General features: G+C 61.6%; 16 protein-coding genes and 1 tRNA gene. 6 read left to right on the top strand and 11 right to left on the bottom strand.

Annotation, left to right across the window (positions count from 1 at the left end; all coding sequences use genetic code 11):
- Positions 1–38 precede the first annotated feature (38 nt).
- From rlmH to AC0QUY_RS25375, 7 genes are all read right to left on the bottom strand, one after another.
- On the bottom strand, positions 39–521 hold the full coding sequence (rlmH, locus tag AC0QUY_RS25405) for a 23S rRNA (pseudouridine(1915)-N(3))-methyltransferase RlmH (RefSeq protein WP_475388946.1): 483 nt from the start codon (positions 519–521) through the stop codon (positions 39–41).
- A gap of 96 nt (positions 522–617) precedes the next feature.
- Positions 618–971 (bottom strand): ribosome silencing factor, encoded by a 354-nt coding sequence (gene rsfS / locus AC0QUY_RS25400; RefSeq protein WP_161850794.1) that lies wholly within the window; start codon positions 969–971, stop codon positions 618–620.
- Between the two features lie 218 nt (positions 972–1,189).
- Positions 1,190–1,819 carry a nicotinate-nucleotide adenylyltransferase gene (locus tag AC0QUY_RS25395; protein WP_475388944.1) on the bottom strand — a complete coding sequence of 210 codons (630 nt, stop codon included), beginning with the start codon at positions 1,817–1,819 and terminating at the stop codon, positions 1,190–1,192.
- A 31-nt stretch (positions 1,820–1,850) separates the two neighbouring features.
- Complete coding sequence (locus tag AC0QUY_RS25390; protein ID WP_475388943.1) at positions 1,851–3,143, bottom strand: glutamate-5-semialdehyde dehydrogenase; 1,293 nt, start codon at positions 3,141–3,143, stop codon at positions 1,851–1,853.
- A gap of 129 nt (positions 3,144–3,272) precedes the next feature.
- Entirely contained in the window at positions 3,273–4,415 is a 1,143-nt protein-coding gene (gene proB, locus AC0QUY_RS25385) for a glutamate 5-kinase (RefSeq protein ID WP_475388941.1), read from the bottom strand.
- A gap of 92 nt (positions 4,416–4,507) precedes the next feature.
- A complete protein-coding gene (gene obgE, locus AC0QUY_RS25380) occupies positions 4,508–5,560 on the bottom strand; it encodes a GTPase ObgE (protein ID WP_475388939.1) in 1,053 nt (350 codons plus the stop codon).
- Positions 5,561–5,676: 116 nt separating this feature from the next.
- Complete coding sequence (locus AC0QUY_RS25375; RefSeq protein ID WP_161850789.1) at positions 5,677–6,159, bottom strand: MaoC family dehydratase; 483 nt, start codon at positions 6,157–6,159, stop codon at positions 5,677–5,679.
- A gap of 187 nt (positions 6,160–6,346) precedes the next feature.
- Here AC0QUY_RS25375 and AC0QUY_RS25370 point away from each other — a divergent pair, with 187 nt between their 5' ends.
- Positions 6,347–7,261 (top strand): DMT family transporter, encoded by a 915-nt coding sequence (locus AC0QUY_RS25370; protein ID WP_161850788.1) that lies wholly within the window; start codon positions 6,347–6,349, stop codon positions 7,259–7,261.
- 146 nt (positions 7,262–7,407) lie between these two features.
- Here AC0QUY_RS25370 and AC0QUY_RS25365 read toward each other — a convergent pair whose 3' ends face one another.
- The 3 genes from AC0QUY_RS25365 to rplU form a co-directional block, all read right to left on the bottom strand.
- A complete protein-coding gene (locus tag AC0QUY_RS25365) occupies positions 7,408–8,004 on the bottom strand; it encodes a GNAT family N-acetyltransferase (protein ID WP_161850787.1) in 597 nt (198 codons plus the stop codon).
- 124 nt (positions 8,005–8,128) lie between these two features.
- A complete protein-coding gene (gene rpmA, locus AC0QUY_RS25360) occupies positions 8,129–8,398 on the bottom strand; it encodes a 50S ribosomal protein L27 (protein WP_161850786.1) in 270 nt (89 codons plus the stop codon).
- A gap of 92 nt (positions 8,399–8,490) precedes the next feature.
- The gene (rplU, locus tag AC0QUY_RS25355) at positions 8,491–8,976 is read right to left on the bottom strand and encodes a 50S ribosomal protein L21 (protein WP_161850785.1); all 486 of its coding nucleotides are present in this window, start codon (positions 8,974–8,976) and stop codon (positions 8,491–8,493) included.
- Between the two features lie 372 nt (positions 8,977–9,348).
- On the opposite strand from rplU, the gene AC0QUY_RS25350 reads away from it, so the two are divergent.
- Positions 9,349–10,449: an ROK family protein gene (locus AC0QUY_RS25350; RefSeq protein ID WP_161850784.1), complete on the top strand. Its 1,101-nt coding sequence runs from the start codon at positions 9,349–9,351 to the stop codon at positions 10,447–10,449.
- Between the two features lie 201 nt (positions 10,450–10,650).
- On the opposite strand, the gene AC0QUY_RS25345 is transcribed toward AC0QUY_RS25350, so the two are convergent.
- Positions 10,651–11,514, bottom strand: a complete 864-nt coding sequence (locus AC0QUY_RS25345) for an alpha/beta fold hydrolase (protein ID WP_475388938.1) — start codon at positions 11,512–11,514, stop codon at positions 10,651–10,653.
- A gap of 125 nt (positions 11,515–11,639) precedes the next feature.
- On the opposite strand from AC0QUY_RS25345, the gene AC0QUY_RS25340 reads away from it, so the two are divergent.
- From AC0QUY_RS25340 to AC0QUY_RS25325, 4 genes are all read left to right on the top strand, one after another.
- A tRNA-Ser gene (locus tag AC0QUY_RS25340) sits at positions 11,640–11,729 on the top strand.
- 414 nt (positions 11,730–12,143) lie between these two features.
- Positions 12,144–14,228, top strand: coding sequence for a hypothetical protein (locus AC0QUY_RS25335; RefSeq protein WP_475388937.1), 2,085 nt, complete (start codon positions 12,144–12,146; stop codon positions 14,226–14,228).
- A gap of 39 nt (positions 14,229–14,267) precedes the next feature.
- Positions 14,268–17,831 (top strand): hypothetical protein, encoded by a 3,564-nt coding sequence (locus AC0QUY_RS25330; protein ID WP_475388936.1) that lies wholly within the window; start codon positions 14,268–14,270, stop codon positions 17,829–17,831.
- Between the two features lie 174 nt (positions 17,832–18,005).
- The gene (locus AC0QUY_RS25325; RefSeq protein ID WP_475388934.1) at positions 18,006–21,074 is read left to right on the top strand and encodes an ATP-binding protein; all 3,069 of its coding nucleotides are present in this window, start codon (positions 18,006–18,008) and stop codon (positions 21,072–21,074) included.
- The last annotated feature ends 176 nt before the right edge of the window (positions 21,075–21,250 follow it).

Raw genomic sequence — 21,250 nt, 5'->3', positions numbered from 1 at the left:
GGCCTATGCTGCGTTGTCTGTATTCACGTCACCGTGCCTTATGCGCGATGGTAGGGGTGGCCGGCCAGAATGGTGGCGGCCCGGTAAATCTGTTCAAGAAGCATGACGCGGACCATTTGATGCGGCCAGGTCGCCGAGCCGAACGCAATGCGCAATTTAGCCTTGCGCTGCAATTCGGGCGAAAGTCCGTCCGCGCCTCCGATGGCGAAAATTGTGTTGGCGATGCCTTCGTCCCGCCACTGGCCGAGCTGCCGGGCAAACGTGGCGCTATCGATGCTCCTGCCGTGCTCGTCCAGCGCTACCAGCACCGATTTCTCCGGTATCGCCGCCGAAATCGCCGCGGCTTCCTCCGCGATCCGGGTCGCGGTGTCGCGTGCGCGGCTTTCGGGAATTTCATGAATCGCAAGGCCGCGGAAGGCCAGCCTGCGGCCGATGTCCTCGAAGCGCTCGCGATAGCGTTCGGCCAGCTCCTGTTCCGGCCCCTGTTTCAGCCGGCCGATCGAGACCACGACAAGGCGCATGATTGCTGTTTCTGGCGTGCACTTTTCGCCACGCGCGCTTCTCGCGCGCGTCAAGCAGACTAAATACGCCTCAGCCGATTCGCATCGGCAGGGCGTTCAGATCGCTGCCGCCGCCGGGTTCTGCGCCCACAACCTTTCGAGGTTGTAGAATTCGCGCACCTCGGGTCTGAATACGTGCACGACCACATCGCCGGAATCGATCAGCACCCAGTCGCAATTGGGCAAGCCCTCGACATGGATGTTCTTGATGCCGGTTTCCTTCAGGGCTTTGGTGACGTTTTCCGCGATCGCGCCGACGTGCCGGTTGGCGCGTCCTGACGTGACGATCATGTAGTCGGAAAAGGCGGATTTGCCGCGAAGGTCGATGGTGACCGTTTCTTCCGCCTTCATATCGTCGAGGCGGGAGAGGATCATATTCAGCGTCTTGTCGGCGTCGGGTTGCGCCTTCAAGGCCGCAGCTTGTGTCGATGTTTTACGCGGGGTCTTGGCAGACTTGCTGGGAACCTTGGGTAAAACAGACTTTGACTTGGACAATACAGATGTGGCCAGGGACCATTCCTTTCACTGTATCGCAAACGCCGAATCCCGGCGTCGCGGACCATATTAGGCATGTGGGGTTAACGGTTTCAATATTCCAGTGTCCCCAACTGCCGGTTCAGACCAGACTGTCACTTCTTTGCCTTCCAGCTACCGTCTGGGTTCCGCAGGCCGGTTGACGACATGTTCAGTTTCAGACCGGTGAGGAAAACCCAGGCGGGAGCGCGTTGATCTGCTAGCCGGGCCGCCTGATTGGCAGGCAACCGATAGCGCGCCAGGGCCTGTGCGGCCGGCGCGGCCAGCGCGCGGAAACTTTCCGGCGGACGGTCGATCACTGCAATCGGCACCTCTGCGGCAATGCGCCGCCAGTTCTGCCAACGATGGAATTGCGCAAGATTGTCGGCGCCCATGATCCAGACGAAATGCACGCCGGAAACGCGGCGGCGCAAGTGGATGATCGTATCGACAGTGTATCGGGTGCCAATGACAGCTTCGAGACAGCTGACGTCGATGCGCGGATCGTCGGCGATATCAAGTGCGGCATCAGCGCGTTCTGCAAAGCCATGCAGCTGGCCGTTATCCTTGAGCGGATTGCCTGGCGTCAGCAGCCACCAGACGCGATCGAGCTTCAGACGCTTGAGCGCAAACAGGCTGATCGCGCGATGCGCCGCGTGCGGCGGATTGAACGAGCCGCCGAGCAGGCCGATCCGCATGCCGTTGGCGTGAAAGGGGATAACCTGCGCGGCGGATTGCAGTTGCATCAGCCGGGTCACCGCGGGCGCGGGCTCGCGTTCACGGCCGCGTCTGCCCGGTGCCGTGAACGCGGTACTTGAAGGTCGTCAGTTGTTCGGCGCCGACCGGGCCGCGGGCGTGGAATTTGCCGGTGGCGATCCCGATCTCCGCGCCGAAGCCGAACTCGCCGCCATCGGCAAACTGCGTCGAGGCGTTGTGCAGCACGATCGCCGAATCGACCTCGTTGAGGAATTTTTCGGCCGCCTTGGCATCTTCGGCGACGATCGCGTCGGTGTGGCGCGAGCCATGATTCTGGACATGGGCGATCGCCCCATCGACACCGTCGACGACGCGCGCGGCGATGACGGCATCGAGATACTCGGTATCCCAATCCTCATCCGTTGCCGGCTTCACGCGCACATCGATGTTCTGCACGGCGTCGTCCCCGCGCACCTCGCAGCCGGATTCGAGCAACATTTCGACCAGCGGTTTGAGCGTAGTTGCGGCGCCGGCGCGATCGACCAGCAACGTCTCGGCCGCGCCGCAGACGCCGGTGCGGCGCATCTTGGCGTTCAGCACGATCGACTTGGCCATGTCGAGCTTGGCGCTGGCATCGACATAGACGTGGTTGACGCCTTCGAGATGCGCAAACACCGGTACGCGCGCTTCCGCTTCGACCCGCGCGACCAGGCTCTTGCCGCCGCGTGGCACGATCACGTCGATGCCGCCGTTCAGTCCGGACAACATCAGACCGACGGCCGCGCGGTCGCGGGTCGGCACCAGCGTGATCGCGGCTTCCGGCAGGCCGGCCTCGCGCAGGCCCTGCGTGAGGCATTCGTGGATGGCGCGGCACGAGCGAAAGCTGTCGGAGCCGCCGCGCAGGATCACGGCGTTGCCGGACTTCAGGCACAGCACGCCGGCATCCGCCGCGACATTGGGACGGCTTTCGAAGATTACGCCAATCACGCCGAGCGGCACGCGCACGCGCTCGATGGTCATGCCGTTCGGCCGCTGCCAGCTCTCGGTCACGGTGCCGACGGGGTCGGGAATGGCGCGCACCGTGGCGACACCGTCAGCCATGGAATCGATCCGCGCCGGCGTCAGCGTCAGCCGGTCGATGAAAGCCGAGGTCGCGCCGCCGGCCTTCACTTCCACCACGTCTTCGGCATTGGCCGCGAGGATCTTTGCCGCATTGGCGCGGATCGCCCGTTCGATCGCCTCCAGCGCCCGGTCCTTCTGCGCCGGCGGCGCCAGCGCCAGCACCCGCGCGGCAGCGCGCGCTTGCGAAGCGAGCTCGGTCATCAAAGCGGGCAGATCGGCGTTGCCGTCGATTGCCTTCAGGGAGGCGGTCATCGGAGGTCTCGAGTCTGGAGTTAAGGCCATGCCCTAGCACGGAAATCGCGCTTTTGCGAGGTCCGGAACCGGCATGGCTGGTTGGCGAAATCGGAAAACGCTAGCTCGGCCAAAGGCCTAGTTGAATGTCTATTTGACCGGAACGGTCCCGGCTGGCCCCACCACGAGATCATCCCGATGGATCATCTCCGCCCGGCCTGAGATGCCTAGGATCGCCATCACGTCCGGCGAGGAGCGGCCCTTGATCTTTTCGGCATCCTCGGCGTCGTAGGCGACGAGACCGCGGCCGATTTCGTGGGTATCGGGTCCGCGCACCACCACGGCGTCGCCGCGGGCGAACTGGCCGTCGATCCTGATCACCCCGGCCGGCAGCAGGCTCTTGCCTGCACGCAGCGCCGCGACCGCGCCGGCATCGATGGTCAGCGTACCCTTCGGCTCCAGCGAGCCCGCGATCCAGCGTTTTCGCGCGGTGACAGGATTGGCCGGCGTCAGGAACCAGGTGCAGCGTCCGCCGTCCGCAACAGCCTGCAGCGGATGCTCGATCTTGCCCGAGGCGATCAGCATATGCGTGCCCGAGGTGGTCGCGATCTTCGCCGCTTCGATCTTGGTGAACATGCCGCCGCGCGACAATTCGGATTCGGCCGCGCCCGCCATGCCCTCGATCTCCGAGGTGACGGATTCGACGATCGGAATCAGTTTTGCGTTCGGATTGGCGCCGGGCGGCGCATCATAAAGACCGTCGATGTCGGACAGCAGGATCAGCAGATCGGCGCTCGCCATGGTGGCGACGCGTGCGGCGAGACGATCATTGTCGCCATAGCGAATCTCGTTGGTGGCGACCGTGTCGTTTTCGTTGATCACGGGCACTGCGCGCCATTCCAAGAGTTTGGCAATGGTCGAGCGGGCGTTGAGGTAGCGACGGCGCTCCTCGGTATCCTGCAGCGTCACCAGGATCTGCCCGGAGCCAATACCGTGCGCGCCAAGCACCTCCGACCAGATCCGCGCCAGCGCAATCTGTCCCACGGCGGCGGCGCCCTGACTCTCTTCGAGCTTCAACGGCCCGCGCGGTAGCTTCAGGCGGCTGCGCCCGAGCGCGATCGAGCCCGACGAGACCACGAGAACGTCGCGGCCTTCACCGTGCAACTTGGCGATATCGGCGACCAGCGCCGATAGCCATTTGGCGCGGACCTCGCCGGCATCAGAATCGACCAGCAGCGAGGAGCCGACCTTGACGACGATGCGGCGGAAGTTTTTGAGCGCGGGGCGTTTCATGGATGTGGTCGAATGAAAGGATTGTCGGGAAGCAATACGCGCCAGCTCCGCGATTTGGAAGTGGCGCGGCCGCGGGAGCGCTTAAGTTTGTATCAGCCCTGCGGCGGCGTCGCCGGCGTCCACGGGTCCTGGCCGCCCTTGGCCTTGAGCGACACCGGGGCCTCGCCGATCACCTCGACCAGCGCCTTGAGCGCTTCGGGCACGCCTTCGCCGGTCGCAGCCGAGAGCAGCAGTGGCGTCTTTTTCGCGGCGCGCTTCAGCCGTTCCTTCTGCTTCTTCAATTCATCCGGCGCGACCGCGTCGATCTTGTTCAGCGCGACGATCTCGATCTTCTCGGCGAGATGACCCTCATACGCCTCGAGCTCGGTTCGCACCGTCTTGTAGGCCTTGCCGGCATGCTCGCAGGTTGCATCAATCAGATGCAGCAGCACGCGGCAACGCTCGACATGACCGAGAAAGCGGTCGCCGAGGCCGGCGCCTTCATGCGCGCCCTCGATCAGTCCGGGAATGTCGGCGAGCACGAATTCGCGGCCCTGCGCATTCACGACGCCGAGCTGCGGATGCAGCGTGGTGAAGGGATAGTCGGCGATCTTCGGTTTCGCCGCGCTGACGACGGAGAGGAAGGTCGATTTGCCTGCATTGGGCAGGCCGACGAGGCCGGCATCCGCAATGAGCTTCAGCCGCAGCCAGATCCAGCGCTCCTCGCCTTCCTGGCCAGGATTGGCATTGCGCGGCGCGCGGTTGGTCGAGGATTTGAAATGCGCGTTGCCGAAGCCGCCATTGCCGCCCTGCGCCAGCACGAACTTTTCGCCAAGCTCGGTGAAGTCGTGGATCAGCGTTTCGCGATCCTCATCAAAAATCTGCGTGCCGACCGGCACCTTGAGAACGATCGATTTGCCGTTGGCGCCATGGCGGTCCTTGCCCATGCCATTGGTGCCCTTCTGTGCCTTGAAGTGCTGTTGATAGCGGTAGTCGATCAGCGTGTTCAGGCCGTCGACCACCTCGACGATGACGTCGCCGCCGCGGCCGCCATTGCCGCCGGAGGGTCCACCGAACTCGATGAACTTCTCGCGGCGGAACGCCACGCAGCCGTTGCCGCCGTCGCCGGAGCGGATATAGACCTTTGCCTCGTCAAGGAATTTCATGATTTGTACTAGTTAGGACAGGGGGCCCCGTGCGGCAACCCTCAAGGCCCGCAACATTGGCGAAAAGCCTTAATTTTCGGGCCTTTTTCGCGGTTCCGAACGGGAGGCCAGGCTTCTTATGAGGGCGGCCGGCGCCGGATCAGGAATTTCTGCATTCCCTCCAGCACCAATTCCTTGCGCTGGTTGAACACGGTCGAGCGCAGCGTCACCACGCCTGTGCTGCGGCCGGGGACAAGTTCGGTCACTTCGAGCGCGGGGTAGATGGTGTCGCCGGCATAGACCGGCTTCAAGAACTTGCTCGACTGTTCGAGGAAGCCGACCAGCGATTCCTCGACGATGTAGGGAAACAGGCCTGCACCCGGCGCGGTGTGGACCAGGGTCTGGAAGCCATGCGCGAGCAGGTCCGGCATGCCGCGGGCGCGGCAATATTCGACGTCGTAATGGATCGGATGGGTGTCGCCGCTCGCGGTCTGGAATGCGGCGAACACCGCCGACGTCTGGGTCCGGCTCGGAATCACGAAGCGTTCGCCGAGCACAAAATCCTCGAACCAGCGCTGTTCGCTCACCATGCGGTGTTGGGCGGGGTCGAAGTCGGTCATGTCGATTTCCTGTGGCGCTTCTCAGAGGGCGTACCGGTATCGCAGAGATGGAACTGCGGCAATCAATACGCCTCAATTCGTCATACCCGGGCTTGCCCCGCGCATCCACGCCTTTACAACGTGCTGCACAAAGGACGTGGATGGCCGGGGTGCTGGCCATGACGAAGAGCAATAAACAGGAAACGTCATGAGCCTGTTCGCCAAAATTTCCACCTACGACGAGCGTTCGGCGCGGCTGGCCGGCATCGGCTTGATGCTGCTGTCGATCTTCATGTTCTCGTTCGGCGACGCGCTCGGAAAATTCATGGTCGCGACCTATTCGGTCGGCCAGTTGTTGTGGCTACGCGCCTGCGCGGCGCTGCTCGTGCTGTTGCCGGTGATCTGGAGTCAGCGCGCCGAGTTCAAGCGCCTCGAACGGCCGTGGCTTCAATTGCTGCGCGTGACGCTTTCGACGCTCGAGGTCGCGGCTTTCTTTCTCGCCACCGTCTATCTGCCGCTCGCCGACGTCATCACCTACTATCTGGCTTCGCCGATCTTCGTCACGGCGTTGTCAGGCATCGTGCTCGGCGAGCGCGTCGGCTGGCGGCGCTGGACTGCGATCCTGATCGGGTTCTGCGGCGTGCTGATTGCGCTGCGTCCGTCGACGCAGACGGTAAGCTGGCCCGCAATGATCGCGCTCGGCGGCAGCCTGTCGTTTGCGTTCCTGATGCTGATCACGCGCTCGCTGCGGGACACGCCGGATATCGTGCTGACGACGTCGCAGTTCGGCGGCACCTTTCTGCTCGGCGCGCTGATGTCGCCGATCGGCTGGGTGACGCCGACGCTTGGCAGTCTCGGCCTGTTTGCCGCGGCGGGCGTGATTTCCGTCTTTGCGCTCTTGTGCATCAACCGTTCGCTGAAGCTGGCGCCGGCCAGCGTCGTGGTGCCGTATCAATATTCGATGATCGTATGGGCCGTGATTTTCGGCTTCGTGGTGTGGGGTGACGTGCCGTCGATCTCGACGCTGATCGGCGCGGCGATCATTATCGGCGCCGGCTTCTATATTTTCCTGCGCGAGCAGAAGTTGGGTCGCGAGGAAGCAGTGGTGAATCCGCCGGCATGAGTCGCGCTCTCGCCGTCATTGCAAAGGAGCAAAGCGACGAAGCAATCCATTCTTTCCTTGCGGCCCGATGGATTGCTTCGCGGAGCCTGTCATCGGGCGCGCATTCGCGCGACCCGTTGGCTCGCAATGACGGGGAGAGTTCAGCGCTATCTCCGCGTCGAGCTTCCCCAGTTCTTCAGCGACGTCCACACGCTGCGCGTCAGGCGAAAGCGGTCGACCGGGGTTGAGGATCCCAGCGCCTCGAAGCGGTGCAGTTCGACGCCGCTCCACTGGAAGCCGCATTTCTCCAGGATGTTGCGCGACGCCGGGTTGGCGACGCGGGCGCCGGAAATCAGGTGCTCGGCATCGAATTCTTCGAAGAAGAAATCGATCACCGCGCGCGCGGCTTCGGTGCCGAAACCCTGGCCCCAATGCGCGACGCCGAGCCAGTAGCCGAGCTCCGGTGCGTCCGGCTCGCTGCCGTCGATGCCGACCATGCCGATCGGCGAATAGTTCTGTTCGATCAGAAACACCGTCTCGCTGTTGTCGGCGGCCTTGGCGCGCACGAACTCGACCGCATGGTCCTGCAGGTAGGGATGCGGCAGGCGGCGGGTATTTTCCGCAATGCGGCGATCATTGGCGAGATGCGCAATCGCTTTTACGTCCGCGAGCGTCGGCCGACGCAACGTCAGCCGTTCGGTCTCGAGGACGCAGCTACTCGCCTGACGCAAGGGCGAGGCTTGGATCGGGATGTCCTGCAACATGTCGGGCTCCTGATTGCGAAAATGCGCAAATTAAAAAGGGGAGGCCGGTATCCCGCCTCCCCTGGAGCCCTTTTCGACTCCGCCGGTTCAACAGGACCCGGCGGACTCGAATTTTGTCCACCGTCTATTCGGCCGCCTCCGTCATCGGAATTACCGATACGAAAGTGCGACCATTGGCTTTTGCACGGAACTCGACATGACCTTCGACCTTGGCAAAGAGAGTATGGTCGGTGCCCATGCCGACATTAAGGCCGGGATGCCAGGTGGTGCCGCGTTGACGCGCGATGATGTTGCCGGGAATCACGCGTTCGCCGCCGTACGCCTTGATGCCAAGGCGCTTGCCCGCTGAATCGCGACCGTTTCGCGATGAACCGCCTGCTTTCTTGTGAGCCATGGCTCGTCTCCGACTTCTCGAATATTTCTAGATCAATTCCTTGACGGAATCATTTCACTTTTTCTCACGCCTCAACTTTTCGTAGAGGCGCCTTACTTCTCGCTCTTGCCCTTCGCGGCGGCCTTCTTGGCCGGGGCCTTCTTTGCCGCAGGCTTCGCCGCAACCTTTTTCGCGGGCGCCTTCTTCTTGGCCGGCGCTTCGTCGCCCTCGGCGGCAGGAGCTGCGACCTTTTCCTTCTTCGGCCGCGGGCCGATCGAAGGCTTCTTGCTATCGGTCAGGATCTCGGTGATGCGAAGCACCGTGATCTCGTCGCGATAGCCGCGCTTGCGGCGCGAATTCTTGCGGCGACGCTTCTTGAACGCGATCACCTTGGGGCCGCGCTTGTGGTCCAGCACTTCGGCTGCGACGGAAGCGCCTGCCACCGTCGGCGTGCCCAGCACCGGCGTGTCACCGCCGACCACCAGAACTTCACCAAGCTGCACGATCGTGCCGACGTCGCCGGCGATCTTGCCTATCTCGAGCACATCATCCGGAACGACGCGGTACTGCCGGCCGCCGGTTTTGATGACTGCGAACATCTTTTTTTCCTTCGTGTTCGATCCCGGCCTCGGACATATTCCCGAAAGGGTTGTCCGGGTCGGCTTTTTGGTCAGTCGTTATGGGTACGATTTTCGCGCGGCCGGGGAGCAAACCCCTTGAGATTTCGCGCAAAAACAAGCGGCGCGAGAAATCCCGCGCCGGATGCGGGGACTTATAGCCTGAGAATGCCGGGAGTCAAGGCGAAACGCCCTGAAAACCCGCCAAAAATGAAGGATTTGGGCCGAAACTGGCGCATGCGAGTGGCGAATAGCGAATAGGGGAGGTCATTTGCCACCTTCCATTCGCGCTCTCTTTGAAACCAAAGGGTTCCCCGTCCGTTGTCGCCGGCAAGATTCGGCAGGGCGAGGGCAATGGCGGAAGACATCATAACAACCACGGGCATCGCCCGCCACGGGGCCACCCGTCTGCCGTCGGTCGAGGTCGACAGCTTCAACGTCGAACTGAAGGACGACGAAGGCTTTCTCGGCGACCGCGCCAGCAAGGGGGCTTTCCGCAAGATACTGGACGGCTTGCGCAAGCCGCTGCAAAAAAACGGCGACGATCCCTTAGGGAAGAAATCTGCGGGCGAGATCCCCAAGGGCGACCTCGATCTGGCTCTGATTGGAGACGACGTCGGCGCCGCAGCCCTGGTGCACGGTGCGATCGAAGAATTCGCCCAGGAATTGGCCTATGTGACGGGGCGGTTCCTGAAGACCAAGGCATGGGCCGATACCGAGCGCATCGTGGTCGGCGGCGGCTTTCGGCAGAGCCGGGTCGGCGAGCTCGCCATCGCCCGCACCGACATCATCCTCAAGGCCGAAGACTTCGACGTCGATCTGGTGCCGATCCGCTTTCATCCCGATGACGCCGGCCTGCTTGGCACGCTGCATCTGGCGCCGTCGTGGATTTTCGAGGGCCATGACAGCATTCTCGCGGTCGATATCGGCGGCACCAACATCCGTTGCGGCGTCGTGGATACGCGCTGGAAGAAGGCGCCCGATCTTTCCAAGGCCGGGGTGTGGAAGTCCGAGTTGTGGCGGCACGCCGACGACGAGCCGACGCGCGAAGGCGCGGTGAAGCGGCTGGTCAAGATGCTGAAGGACCTGATCACGGCGGCCGAGACCGACGGCTTGAAGCTTGCGCCTTTCATCGGCATCGCCTGTCCCGGTGTGATCGACGCGGACGGCTCGATCGAGAAGGGAGCGCAGAACCTGCCGGGCAATTGGGAGAGCAGCAAGTTCAACCTGCCGGCCAGCCTGGTGGAAGCGATCCCGCAGATCGGCGATCACGACACCGCCGTGCTGATGCACAATGACGGCGTGGTGCAGGGCCTTTCGGAAGTGCCCTTCATGCAGGACGTCGAGCACTGGGGCGTGCTGACCATCGGCACCGGCCTCGGCAATGCGCGCTTCACCAACCGGCGGAAAGACAACGGCAAGGACGAGAAAAAGGCCAAGAAGGGCAAAGATTAGCACTTGGATTAACGTTTTGCGCGGGTAGTAAGGTTGACTGGTTAGGTTAAGATCCACTTCGCGTTGCCGTTTCGCCGCGCCTTGCTACCGTCCCCCGCGTCGCTCCGCTGACCGGCGAAGCCGCACTTCCCGGCCAGAATTTCAAAGCAGCGGCACGGGACCGTCAGTTTTTGTCGCGTCTGACGGTCCCACCCATTTTCTTCAGCTCCAGCCGATACGCGTAAAGAACGCCGCGATCTCCGCTGCTGCGCGATCGGGATCCTCGCGATGGGGGAAGTGGCCGACACCCGGAAACATCGCGAGATCGAGATTTGTAAAGGTCTCGCCAAGACGGTCGGTCCATTCATAGGGAAACAGCGGATCATGCTCGGCCCAGCGAACACAGGTCGGCACGCCGATCGGCGTTAACGCCGGCGCTTCACCCTTCATCATCCTGACCCGGCCAGCATGGGCTGCGCGGTAATGCGCGAAGCCACCGGCAAGGTTTCCCGCTTTAAGGAAATTGTCGGTGAAGGCCTCGAGTTGATCGTCAAAGACGTGCTTGCGATGCGACCACGCTTTGAGAAAATGCCCAATATAGAGCCGGCAGCTTTCGCGGCTCGCGCCGATGAGGGCAGGCGCCATCTCCATCTGGTGAAAGGATTGATACCAGATGTTGTTGAGCCGCTCCGGCTCCGCCATGCGGGGCCCGATTCCGGGATAGACAAAATCGAAAAAGAACAGGCCGGCGATGCGCTCCTGCGCCAGCCGCGCCAGCGACTGCATCAATGCACCGCCGACATCGTGACCGATAATGCCGGCCTGCGCGAGGCCAAGCGCATCCATCAATGCCAGCATGTCGGCGGCCTGCTGGTCGGGTCCGATGGGCCCCTCGGGCTTGTCGCTGTCGCCGAAGCCGCGCAGGTCGGGTGCATGCAGGGCGAAGCGGTCGGCGAGACGCGTCATCACCGGCTCCCAGGTCAGCCAGAATTCGGGCCAGCCATGCAGCAACAGCAGCGGTCGCCCGGCGCCCATGCGGGCGACGTGAAGCGCCGCGCCATTGGCCTGAACCGTCAAATGCTCCATTTTGGGCTCCTTTTTTGTTTCCCAGGGCCGGCACGGATTTCTTGGCCCCGCGCCTTGTCTGGCCCGCCATCCTCGCCTAGAACACGCCCCGACCACAGGGCCGAATCTGGCCCGTCTTGGCGCCTGGAGAGGTGGCAGAGTGGTTGAATGCACCGCACTCGAAATGCGGCATAGGTGCAAGCCTATCGGGGGTTCGAATCCCTCCCTCTCCGCCAGCCTCTCGAAAGAGCTAATAAATTAAGGCCTTCTTGCTTTGCTCAGCGGCGCTTTGGCCCACGAACTCGTCCGTTTGCCGCACTCGATCCCAGGATCAGTACGGCCGAAGCGCCTTGCATTTGGAGCCCTTGCTCACCGCGCCGGAGGTCATTCGAGATTCGAGCCGACGATATCGCCTTTGTAGTCGCCTTGCGGGCCTGAATGAGCCCTACCGAACCGCCGGTCAGACACGGTCCATAGTGTCTGGACAACTAAACAAGTGCGAAAACGGCGAAGCCCAAGGCTGGCGCACATTGATCTCCAGTAGCAGCGCAAAATGAGTCTCAGAATGTGAACTAGCTCACCATGAGTTGCCAACGGCAGGTCTATTCTGCAGTGGCGGTAGTGTCGGTGGTTCGAGTGAGGAAGTTCGAATGTCCACCAGGGAACCGCTACCTGGCTTCGATGATCGGGCGCCGAGAGATCGCTATTGCGATCTGATTCTCACCGGTGGCGTCACGAGTTCGATTGCCTATCCGCCGGCCATATTCGCGCTGGCGACTGTCTATCGCTTCAACAGTATCGGCGGAGCGTCGTCAGGCGCCGGCGCTGCAGCATTGGCCGCCGCCGCCGAATACCGGCGTCGGCACGGATCGTCGGACGGCTTCCGGATCATGCTGGAGCGCGCCGATTCTGTCGCCGAGGAAAAAGACGGCAAGACGCGCCTCGCATGGCTTTTCCAACCCGAGAAAGAAAACAAGCGTCTGTTCGATGCGCTGTTGCCCGGCTTCGCCAAGCCAACCGGTAAACTGGCGGCGTTGGTACGCGGCGTCGTTTTCGCCTACGCAAAGTCGTGGATCGTGCTGACGATCTGGATCGCCCTCGCGATCGTCTGGCTCCTCGCGCTCGTGAGCGCCGGACAAGGCGACATCAACTGGCTGTTCGCTTTCCTGATTGGGTTCAGTGCGACGATGCTCGCCCTCATTGTGAGCGTTGCCGCGGTATTCGTGTTAATCGTACGCGACGTCGGACGTATGGTGCGGCACGACTACGGTTTGTGCAGCGGCACGCGCTCGGGGGACGCGCGGCTCCCGCCCTTCACTGACTGGCTGCACAGCCTCATCCAGGAGATTGCCGGGCGGAAAGTAGACGACCGGCCGCTGACGTTCGCAGACCTCGCCGCCGCGCCGGGCTCGCCGCGGGAGACCTTGAACGATCCGAACCCGGTGGGTGCCGCTTCGATCAATCTCCAGGTGTTCACCGCCAACGTCACCCACGGGCGTCCATACGTCTTTCCGCAGAATGAAGGCGAAGAGGATGACCGCGAGCTTTACTTTCGCTTGAGCGAGATGCGCCGGCTCTTCCCGCCCGATGTGGTCAGGGACATGGAGGTCGATCCGGTCACGGGCCGGTCAAATGAGTATCGAGGGCTTGCCCGGCCAGCGCCGCCTCGTGCGAAAGCCTTTCCCTCCAGTGGATTCCACTGGCTTTGGTCACTCCTCATGGGCAAATCGCCGGTCGTTGGGAGCAGTGAGGAGCCGATGTATCGGCTGCCGACAAAGCACCTGCCGATCCTGGTGGCCGCGCGCATGAGCATCAGCTTTCCGGTCCTGTTCAGCGCAGTACCGCTCTGGATCCTGGACAAGCGGGACAAGAAGAAGCATGTGTTCAGGCGCTGCCTGTTCTGCGACGGCGGCATCTGTTCGAACTTTCCGATCCATCTCTTCGACAGCCCCATCCCCTCCTGGCCTACTTTCGGCATCTCGCTGCACGAGATTTCCACGAGCAAGGAAGGGACGGCGGAAGCCCCTTCTTCCCCGCCGACGCAAGCGCAGGAAGATTATTACGGTGACGTGTGGTTGCCGAAAGACCACCTCCAGCTGGGGGAGGACCACTGGAACGAGTTCGAGACCGAGCCCGAGCCTATCGAAAGGCTCTACGGCTTCTTCAGTGCGCTTGCATCGACAACGATTAACTGGAGCGACGCCACGCTAGCTCGCCTGCCCGGGGTGCGCGAACGCGTCGTGCAGGTGGGGCTGCGTAGCGGGATCGGCGGCCTGAACATCCTGATGAAGGAGCAGGACATCAGGGGCCTGGCCGATCTGGGGCGGGTGGCGGCACTCAAGCTGATCAAGCGATATGCCTTCCCCGTCGCGCGCAGTTCCGGTGAACTGTCGGACGGCTGGAATGAGCATCGCTGGGTGCGACTCAATGTAATGCGAGACAGCCTGGCGAGGAGCCTGGCCGGTCTGACCTGGGCGGCCTCGCAGCCTGATAACGGCAAGCCGCTTCGCGACCTGATCCGTCAGGCAATCGACGAACCAATACTGAAAAAGGACAAGGATGAAGCCGCGCCGGCAACGGACAACGATTCGCAATTGCTCGCGGCGCAGGCGGCCGCATTGGAGGGCGTGTTGGACGCCCTGATGCAGGCGGAGCGTGCGTTGAACCTGCCGACAGTGGGGCAGCCCTACAAGCCGTTGCCGCGGCCGGTCATGCGGGTGCGGCCGCCACTCTAGCGAACTCAATCGCAAGGATCGGGAACGAGGGGAAGCGCCATGCAGATCGATGTACAGAGCAAATCGAAGAGCTTGAGCTTGTTGGGTGTCAGCGACCTTACCCTTGTGGCAACGATCAAGTCCGGGCTGATCCCGGCGCTGGACTCGCGCACCTACGAAACCCGGGTGCGGCAGCTGCTGAGAACCCTGAATGCGTTGCGTGTTTCGTCGGTGGAGGCGGAACCGACGCCGCTGATCGGCGACGCGGTCGACCGAATCCGGGCGCTTCACTCCTTCCGACTTGCGATTATCGGAGAAGACCCGCCAAGGCGGCTTCTCCTTTCCGTCGCATTCGACGGTGGGTGGGAGCCTTACATGCGCCGCATATGGCGCGATCTGGGGCCACTGTTGGACGTGATCTTCTGCAACTGCGAAGGCTACTTAGACTCCTTCAGCCACGACTACCCCGCGTACGCAGGTTGGGTTCGGTCGGCGCAGGTCGATACTCAGTTCTTCTACAACGCCAGTTCGCTCACAGTGAGCGACCTGCATTATCTTCGGCGCAAGGTCGCGACGGACCTGAATGGGGTGGGCGAGGAGCGGCCGCACGACGTTGCGCTCGACCGTGAGGAAGCCGATCCCAATTTGATTCTGAAGCAGGCACTTCCGGCCCTCACCGCTCTGTATCGCTTGACCGATCTGTATCCGCCGCTTGAAACAGACGGTGACTTTCTGCTGCGCGCCGCAAGGCATCTGCTGGGATACCGCGCTGAGCAACTCAGCGGGACCGCCCCGAAAGAGGGTCACAATCCTACTGAACGAGCAGCGCTGAGGTGGTTCGCTAAATCGCGCTCGCGCGATCCCTCTGGCCCTGCAGCAGCGGAATTCGGCAAGGACAACGTCCAGGGCGGCATCATCGACCAGTACAAGGGCGCCACCCACGCGTGTCTGTTGCTGGTCGCCCTCAAGGACTCCGCGGCGGCGCGCGATATGCTCGCGTACCTTGAACCGGAAATAAAGCGAACCGCCGCCACACAGGGCGAAGCGAATAAAGTCCCATGGGTTAACCTCGGATTCACGTTCCAGGGACTGGCACGCGCGGGTGTGCCGAACGGTACCCTCGCGCTGCTGCCGTTCGAGTTCCGCGAAGGTATGGCGGCGCGAGCCAGTATTCTCGGCGACCGGCTCTACAATCACCCGACCAGATGGTCTCTCCCTGAACGCAATTGGCCGCGGCCGAACGAGTCCGACCGCGTGGAACTGACCACGGTCCACGCGATCGTCCAGTACACCTGCGCAGGGCCGTCCGACCGATGGCACGATCTCGCCAACGGCAAGCATCCGCTGGCGGATGCGATCCGCCAGTTCGATCGCGCGCTCTCCGGCAAGGGCGTGCAGATCCTTTCGGTGCAGTGCATGCAGCGCTACCTCAAGCCCGGCGAAGACCGTCCGAGGGGCCACTTCGATTTCGTGGATGGCATCAGCCAACCAACGCTCGGAGTTCCTCCGAAAAGGCGGACCTATTCCGACGAAATCGTGCCTGGCGACTTGTTGCTGGGATACGGGAACTCGCTCAGCGATCCGCCGCTGACCGGCAAGCTGTGGGATGACAGCACCTTTCTCGTCGTGCGCAAGCTGAAGCAGGACGTCAAAGCGCTGAACGCTATGCTCGAACAAAACAAAGACCCGAAGGGCACAAAGGCGAAGTTCATGGGCCGTACGAGTGACGGCGAAATCCTGATCGATGACAAGACGATCACGGATAGGAAGGGCAACGACTTTGACTATTCGAGAGACCCGGATGGAATGGCATGCCCGTTCCAGTCCCATATGCGGCGCGCCAATCCACGCATCCGCTCCGAGGAGCCTCGGGATGACATTCGCACCGTGCCCCGGATCATGCGACGAGGTATGTCGTATGGTCCACCCTTCGATGGCGCGAACGCCGACGCCGAACGCGGCTTGTTTTTCATGGCCTATAATGCGTCGATCGCCGAGCAGTTCGAGATTATCCAGGCCTGGCTGAGCGGCAGCAACAGCAGCAACCAGAATACGTACTCCGCCATGCGCGACCCGTTCCTCGGTGTGCCGCAGGACGGCGACCCGCACAGCTTCGTCTTTTACGATAACGGCGGAGCGAGGGTAGTCGTGAAGCTGGATCCCGAAAGGCCGGTCGTCAAGCTGGAATGGGGTCTCTACGCCTTCGTCCCGTCGATCAAGGCGATCGCCGAACTCAAGTCGATCGCAGACCTGGCTGCGAAGATCGAGGAGGGCGCCGACGACCGCCACCGCAAGACGAAGGAAGATCAGCGCACCTTGCGACTGGCGATGGAGGCGCGCAGGGGTGAGGAGTTCATTGCCAAACTGCGCCGTGCCGAGCAATTCAAGGGCTTTGACGCGGCGGCGGAGCAATGGAAGATCGTGCTGGAGGATTTATCCGCACGTACGTCGGGCATCAGCCAGGTGGTGTGGACGGCTGTACGGGAGTTGCACGGAGGGGTGCTCCGAACGCCATATGGCGTGTTGATATGCAGCAAGGAGTTGGTCAATCGCGTGTTCAATAACCGCGACCGGCACTACACGGTGACGGGCTATGCGGAGCGCATGAAGGCCTCCTTTGGCGAAATCTTCCTGGGCAAGGACGATGACGGGCTGCCCATGTCGAGCTACTGCAAGGAGTCCCGCCCGGCCAACGACGCTCTCATGGGTGTCACCATTCGAGATGGGTTCGAGAGCGCGTTCAAGCATACGCGGGATGCCCTGAATCACCTCGTCCCGGACGGCGCCGAGACAAGGCTGGAGGTGAAGGACTTCGTCGACGACGTTCTGGCGCGCATCAGTAACGAGTGGTTCAGCGTGCCGGATGACAAATTTGTCGAGCGCGGGGGGTGGGATTGGCGATCCGCCGGCCCTCCGACCTGCCCCGGTCACTTCCACTCGCCGTCGCGCTACATGTTCCAGCCCAATCCGGGACCGCCGGCGAGCCTGGCAGGACAGCAACATGGCCAACTGCTGAAAGCTGCGATCGGGAGGTTCTTCGAAGCCGGCGGGACACCACAGGGGAAACTTGGGAAGGCGATCTTCGAGGGATATCAAGGGGACCAGCGTACGAGCACGCTGATCGGCGTAATGATGGGATTTCTTCCGACTGTCGACGGCAATATCCGTGGAGCGCTTCTTGAGTGGATCACCGACCGCTCGCTTTGGGACCATCAGCTCGCCTATCTGGCCGATGCAACCGAGGACCGCCTGGAGAGAGCCAGGCAGGTCCTGATGCCGCAATTGGAGGAAACCTTGCTGTTGCGTCCTGTGCCAGAACTCGTGTGGCGTACCGCGCTGGTGCCGCATTTTATCGGGCCAGTTGAGGTCCGTCCGGGCGACCGAATCGTGGTGAGCATCGTCTCCGCGACGCAAGAATGCCTGAGCAAGGGCGACGATGACGGCCTGTACCTCATCTTCGGCGGCAAGCGCAGCGAGAAGGACCACCCCACCCATGCTTGCCCGGCCCACAAGATGGCTATCGGTGTCATGCTAGGCATGCTGGCCGGATTGCTGGAATTCACCCGACTGCGGCCGACGATGTCGCACGTGCAACTGACCGTGAGCCTACGTAACGGCGGCTGACGCACGGCGGGCCACTCGAATACCGCGCAAACACCTCCCGTTTCGCGGCTGAACTTCTGCGCTCGCACGCATGTGCAAAAAGGTATAGGTTCGTGGCACTCAATCTGGCGATGCGAGCTTCCGCTGCCAACTGCCGTCCCAAGAGGAAGCCCTTTACGCGGCACAGTGAGTGCGATGACCAATCGAAGACAGGAAGAAGCAAGATCACAGCGCAGATATCTTGCAATCCTCTTTTCGGATTTGTCAGATTCTGCCCGCCTCGCGGCAGGTATGGAGGCCGAAGACTTTTCGGATCTGCTGAATCACCTCCGCCGCGCCTATGAGGACATCATCCCAAGGCATGGTGGAACGATTGTCCAGATTCGGGGGGACGGCCTACTGGCCAGCTTCGGCTATCCGGAAACACATGAGGACGATGGGCGCCGAGCGACCGAGGCCGCACTTGATCTTCACGAATTCGTTCGAAGAATTCCACTCGACCTCTCACCCCGCACCTTGCCGCCCCTGTATTTGCATACCGGAATTCACTCCGGCTTGGTACTTCTTGCCGATGGGGATGATCTTCACGGACGACTTGATCTGTTGGGCAACACTGTAAATGTTGCAGCGCGCCTTTCCGACGTTGCGCAAAGCGACGAGATTATAGTGAGCGAAGAGACGCTAGGTGCTGAAAGCCATTTCTATGCGACCACGCCCAGGCGATCCCTCAACCTTCAAGGGATAATCCCGCCGATCGCGGTCTACGGAATCCTCGGTCGCGCTGCCGTCGGCACACGATTCGAAGCCAGATCGATGCGGGGGCTAACATCCTTCATAGGCCGTCAAACCGAGCTCCAGGCTCTGAAGGGAAGCCTCTACGACGTCATAAGAGACAAGCCGCAATATGTTGCTATCGTTGGACCAGCAGGCATGGGAAAGACCCGGCTCGTCGAGGAATTTCTCCGCGGCTCGGCAAATTCCGATTGCCGGATACTGCGAGGCTACTGCGAAAGCTATCTAAGCGCTGAACCCTTACAGCCATTCCTCCAGATTCTCCGATCGTTGCTAGGCCTGGATCATGGAATGACAGCTGCGCGCGCCGCTGAGGTGCTCGAGAAAACACTCGGCGAGATCGATCCCGACCTCCTCAACTATCGGCCTGAATTCCTGCGCGCTCTTTCGCTGGATCCCGTGAGCGGGCAATTGGAAGCGCGTAATGTTGCTCCGGAAAACACAATTGCCGCAATATGCAAGCTTTTCGATGTGTTGGTCACCTCGAAACCTGTGGTGCTGTTCATCGACGATTGGCAATGGGCGGACGCCGCGTCGCGTCAGGTACTCGAAGCAATAAGACGCCTTGATAATCGGACATTGTTCGTGCTCGTCGCAAGCCGCGAGCTTGGTGCTGGTAATGTGGCAGTCGGTGACGCGACTATCTTGACCCTTGCCCCTTTCAGCGCCGACGAAGCTGAGGAAATCATTCGTCAACTGGTTCCTGGAAGCAATCCTTTCACCGTTACAAAGATTAGGGAGCTCTCTGGTGGCAATCCGTTGTTTATTGAGGAGCTATGCCACTCCGTTGCTCACGACAGTCCACATCACCACCGCATTGGCCGCATTCACATCGGCGAGGCGTGGTTGGACAAGCTCATAGAATCCCGTGTCGAGCGACTGCAGCCCAAGCAGATTGATCTGGTTCGCACGGCAGCCGTCATTGGCAATGTCATTCCCACCTGGCTGCTTGAAAAGCTCACTGGCTGTGGGGGAAATCATCCACTTGTCGCAACGCTCGCTGTGCAAGATCTCATTTTTCCTGGCGAGCAATCGGGAACCCTTCGATTCAAGCACGGCATTGCGCGCGATGTGATCTACGACTCAGTCGGTCTGCGCCAGCGCAATGCACTGCATAAACGTATCGCTGACACGCTGAAGGAAGACGGCCCGTCGGGCGCGCAAGAAGAAGCCTGGGAGCTACTTGCATATCACTACGGCGCATGCGGGCAGGTGGTCGAGGCCGCTCAGTACGCTGAGGCCGCGGGAGATAAAGCGGCCGCCGCCTCGGCTTTGGACCGTGCCCAAATACAATATGGTGCTGCTCTCTCTGCGCTCGATCCGGATTCTTCTCAAGAAAACTATGAACGTTGGCTCTCTATCGCGCAACGGCTGGCTTTGGCCTGCGTATTTGATCCGTCAAGGGATCAGCTTCAGTTCCTGCAACGTGCCGTCGTCCTTGCGACTGCTCGCCAGGATCAGCGCGCGCTTGCACGGGCTGAATACTGGGTCGGAAATATCAACTATGCGCTAGGGGAGCTGGCTTATGCTACAAGCTGTTTGGAAACCGCGCTTGCGCGTGCCACGGCCGTCGGCGACGAACCGCTTGCTGTGCAAATTCAAGCGGTATTGGGGCAGGCCTGCGCGGCGGCCGCGGAATACGACAAGTCCCTCGTACTGCTTGACGAGGCAATCTCGATAAAGCGCCAATTCCGCAAAAGCGGCCGGCCCGCCGTTGCACTTGCTTATTCGTTGGCTTGCAAAGCATCGGTGCTCGGTGACCGTGGGCTGTTCGAGCAGGCACACGCATGTTTCGAGGAAGCATTGGATGCAGTTCAGAACTCGGGCCATGAGGTTGAGGCATCGGTTTTATGTTTGCGAAGCGCCGTCAGCTTGTGGCAGGGCCGCTGGGAGGACGCGCGAACATCCGCGGTGAAGGGCCAGCATGTCGCGGAGCGGGTGAAGAGCCTGTATTTGTATGCACAGAGCCTTTCATTGGGCGGATATGCGAGTTGGATGACGCAAAGATCCCAGAAATCGTTGCAGGCGATCGTAGATGCCACGTCATGGCTTGAGAAGCGTAATCGAGGACTGTTTGTCTCATTGAATCATGGTTGGTTGGCAGACGGCTTGGTTGAAAGTGAACGATGGCAGCAGGCGAGGCATCACGCGGCGCGCGCGGTGTTGCGCAGTCGACAGCATGATCGGTTGGGCGAAGCCATGGCCTATCGCGCGATGGCTCGCGCCTCGGCTGCCGGACACGGCCGGACTTCGCCGGAAATATATCTCGCTCTGGCGATGAAGAACGCTCTTGCCAGAGGAGCGCGCCATGAGATTGCGATCACGCAGCTCTGTGACGCCGAGATGCGCGTTGCTCGCGGAGAACATGAGCACGTAGCCGAACTGCTAGACCAGGCAGAGGGCCTGTTTGAGGCAATGGGGATGTCCTGGCACATCGAAGCCGCCCGTAATTTGCGTCGACGATCAAAGTGAGCGGCAACTTCATGTGCTTGGTGACTATGCCTTGCCGATGAACGGCCCCGTTTCCCGCTTTTGGACGCGCGTGAGTGCTCAAAGAGCGTTCGAAGGATATAGGACCACACGCCATCCCCGATCGCATCCGAACTCGGGATACGCGGCTGGTACACACGCAACCATCGGGCGTACAA

Source organism: Bradyrhizobium sp. WYCCWR15520, from assembly GCF_056174665.1.
The sequence above is the reverse complement of the archived record's forward strand: the minus strand, read 5'-3'. Positions and strand labels throughout refer to the sequence as shown.

Excerpts from the sequence above, each read along its gene's own strand:
- rlmH (WP_475388946.1), bottom strand. The coding sequence starts at position 521 with ATGCGCCTTGTCGTGGTCTCGATCGGCCGGCTGAAACAGGGGCCGGAA.
- AC0QUY_RS25395 (WP_475388944.1), bottom strand. The coding sequence starts at position 1,819 with ATGCAACTGCAATCCGCCGCGCAGGTTATCCCCTTTCACGCCAACGGC.
- AC0QUY_RS25390 (WP_475388943.1), bottom strand. The coding sequence starts at position 3,143 with ATGACCGCCTCCCTGAAGGCAATCGACGGCAACGCCGATCTGCCCGCT.
- proB (WP_475388941.1), bottom strand. The coding sequence starts at position 4,415 with ATGAAACGCCCCGCGCTCAAAAACTTCCGCCGCATCGTCGTCAAGGTC.
- obgE (WP_475388939.1), bottom strand. The coding sequence starts at position 5,560 with ATGAAATTCCTTGACGAGGCAAAGGTCTATATCCGCTCCGGCGACGGC.
- AC0QUY_RS25375 (WP_161850789.1), bottom strand. The coding sequence starts at position 6,159 with ATGACCGACTTCGACCCCGCCCAACACCGCATGGTGAGCGAACAGCGC.
- AC0QUY_RS25370 (WP_161850788.1), top strand. The coding sequence starts at position 6,347 with ATGAGCCTGTTCGCCAAAATTTCCACCTACGACGAGCGTTCGGCGCGG.
- AC0QUY_RS25365 (WP_161850787.1), bottom strand. The coding sequence starts at position 8,004 with ATGTTGCAGGACATCCCGATCCAAGCCTCGCCCTTGCGTCAGGCGAGT.
- rpmA (WP_161850786.1), bottom strand. The coding sequence starts at position 8,398 with ATGGCTCACAAGAAAGCAGGCGGTTCATCGCGAAACGGTCGCGATTCA.
- rplU (WP_161850785.1), bottom strand. The coding sequence starts at position 8,976 with ATGTTCGCAGTCATCAAAACCGGCGGCCGGCAGTACCGCGTCGTTCCG.
- AC0QUY_RS25350 (WP_161850784.1), top strand. The coding sequence starts at position 9,349 with ATGGCGGAAGACATCATAACAACCACGGGCATCGCCCGCCACGGGGCC.
- AC0QUY_RS25345 (WP_475388938.1), bottom strand. The coding sequence starts at position 11,514 with ATGGAGCATTTGACGGTTCAGGCCAATGGCGCGGCGCTTCACGTCGCC.
- AC0QUY_RS25335 (WP_475388937.1), top strand. The coding sequence starts at position 12,144 with ATGTCCACCAGGGAACCGCTACCTGGCTTCGATGATCGGGCGCCGAGA.
- AC0QUY_RS25330 (WP_475388936.1), top strand. The coding sequence starts at position 14,268 with ATGCAGATCGATGTACAGAGCAAATCGAAGAGCTTGAGCTTGTTGGGT.
- AC0QUY_RS25325 (WP_475388934.1), top strand. The coding sequence starts at position 18,006 with ATGACCAATCGAAGACAGGAAGAAGCAAGATCACAGCGCAGATATCTT.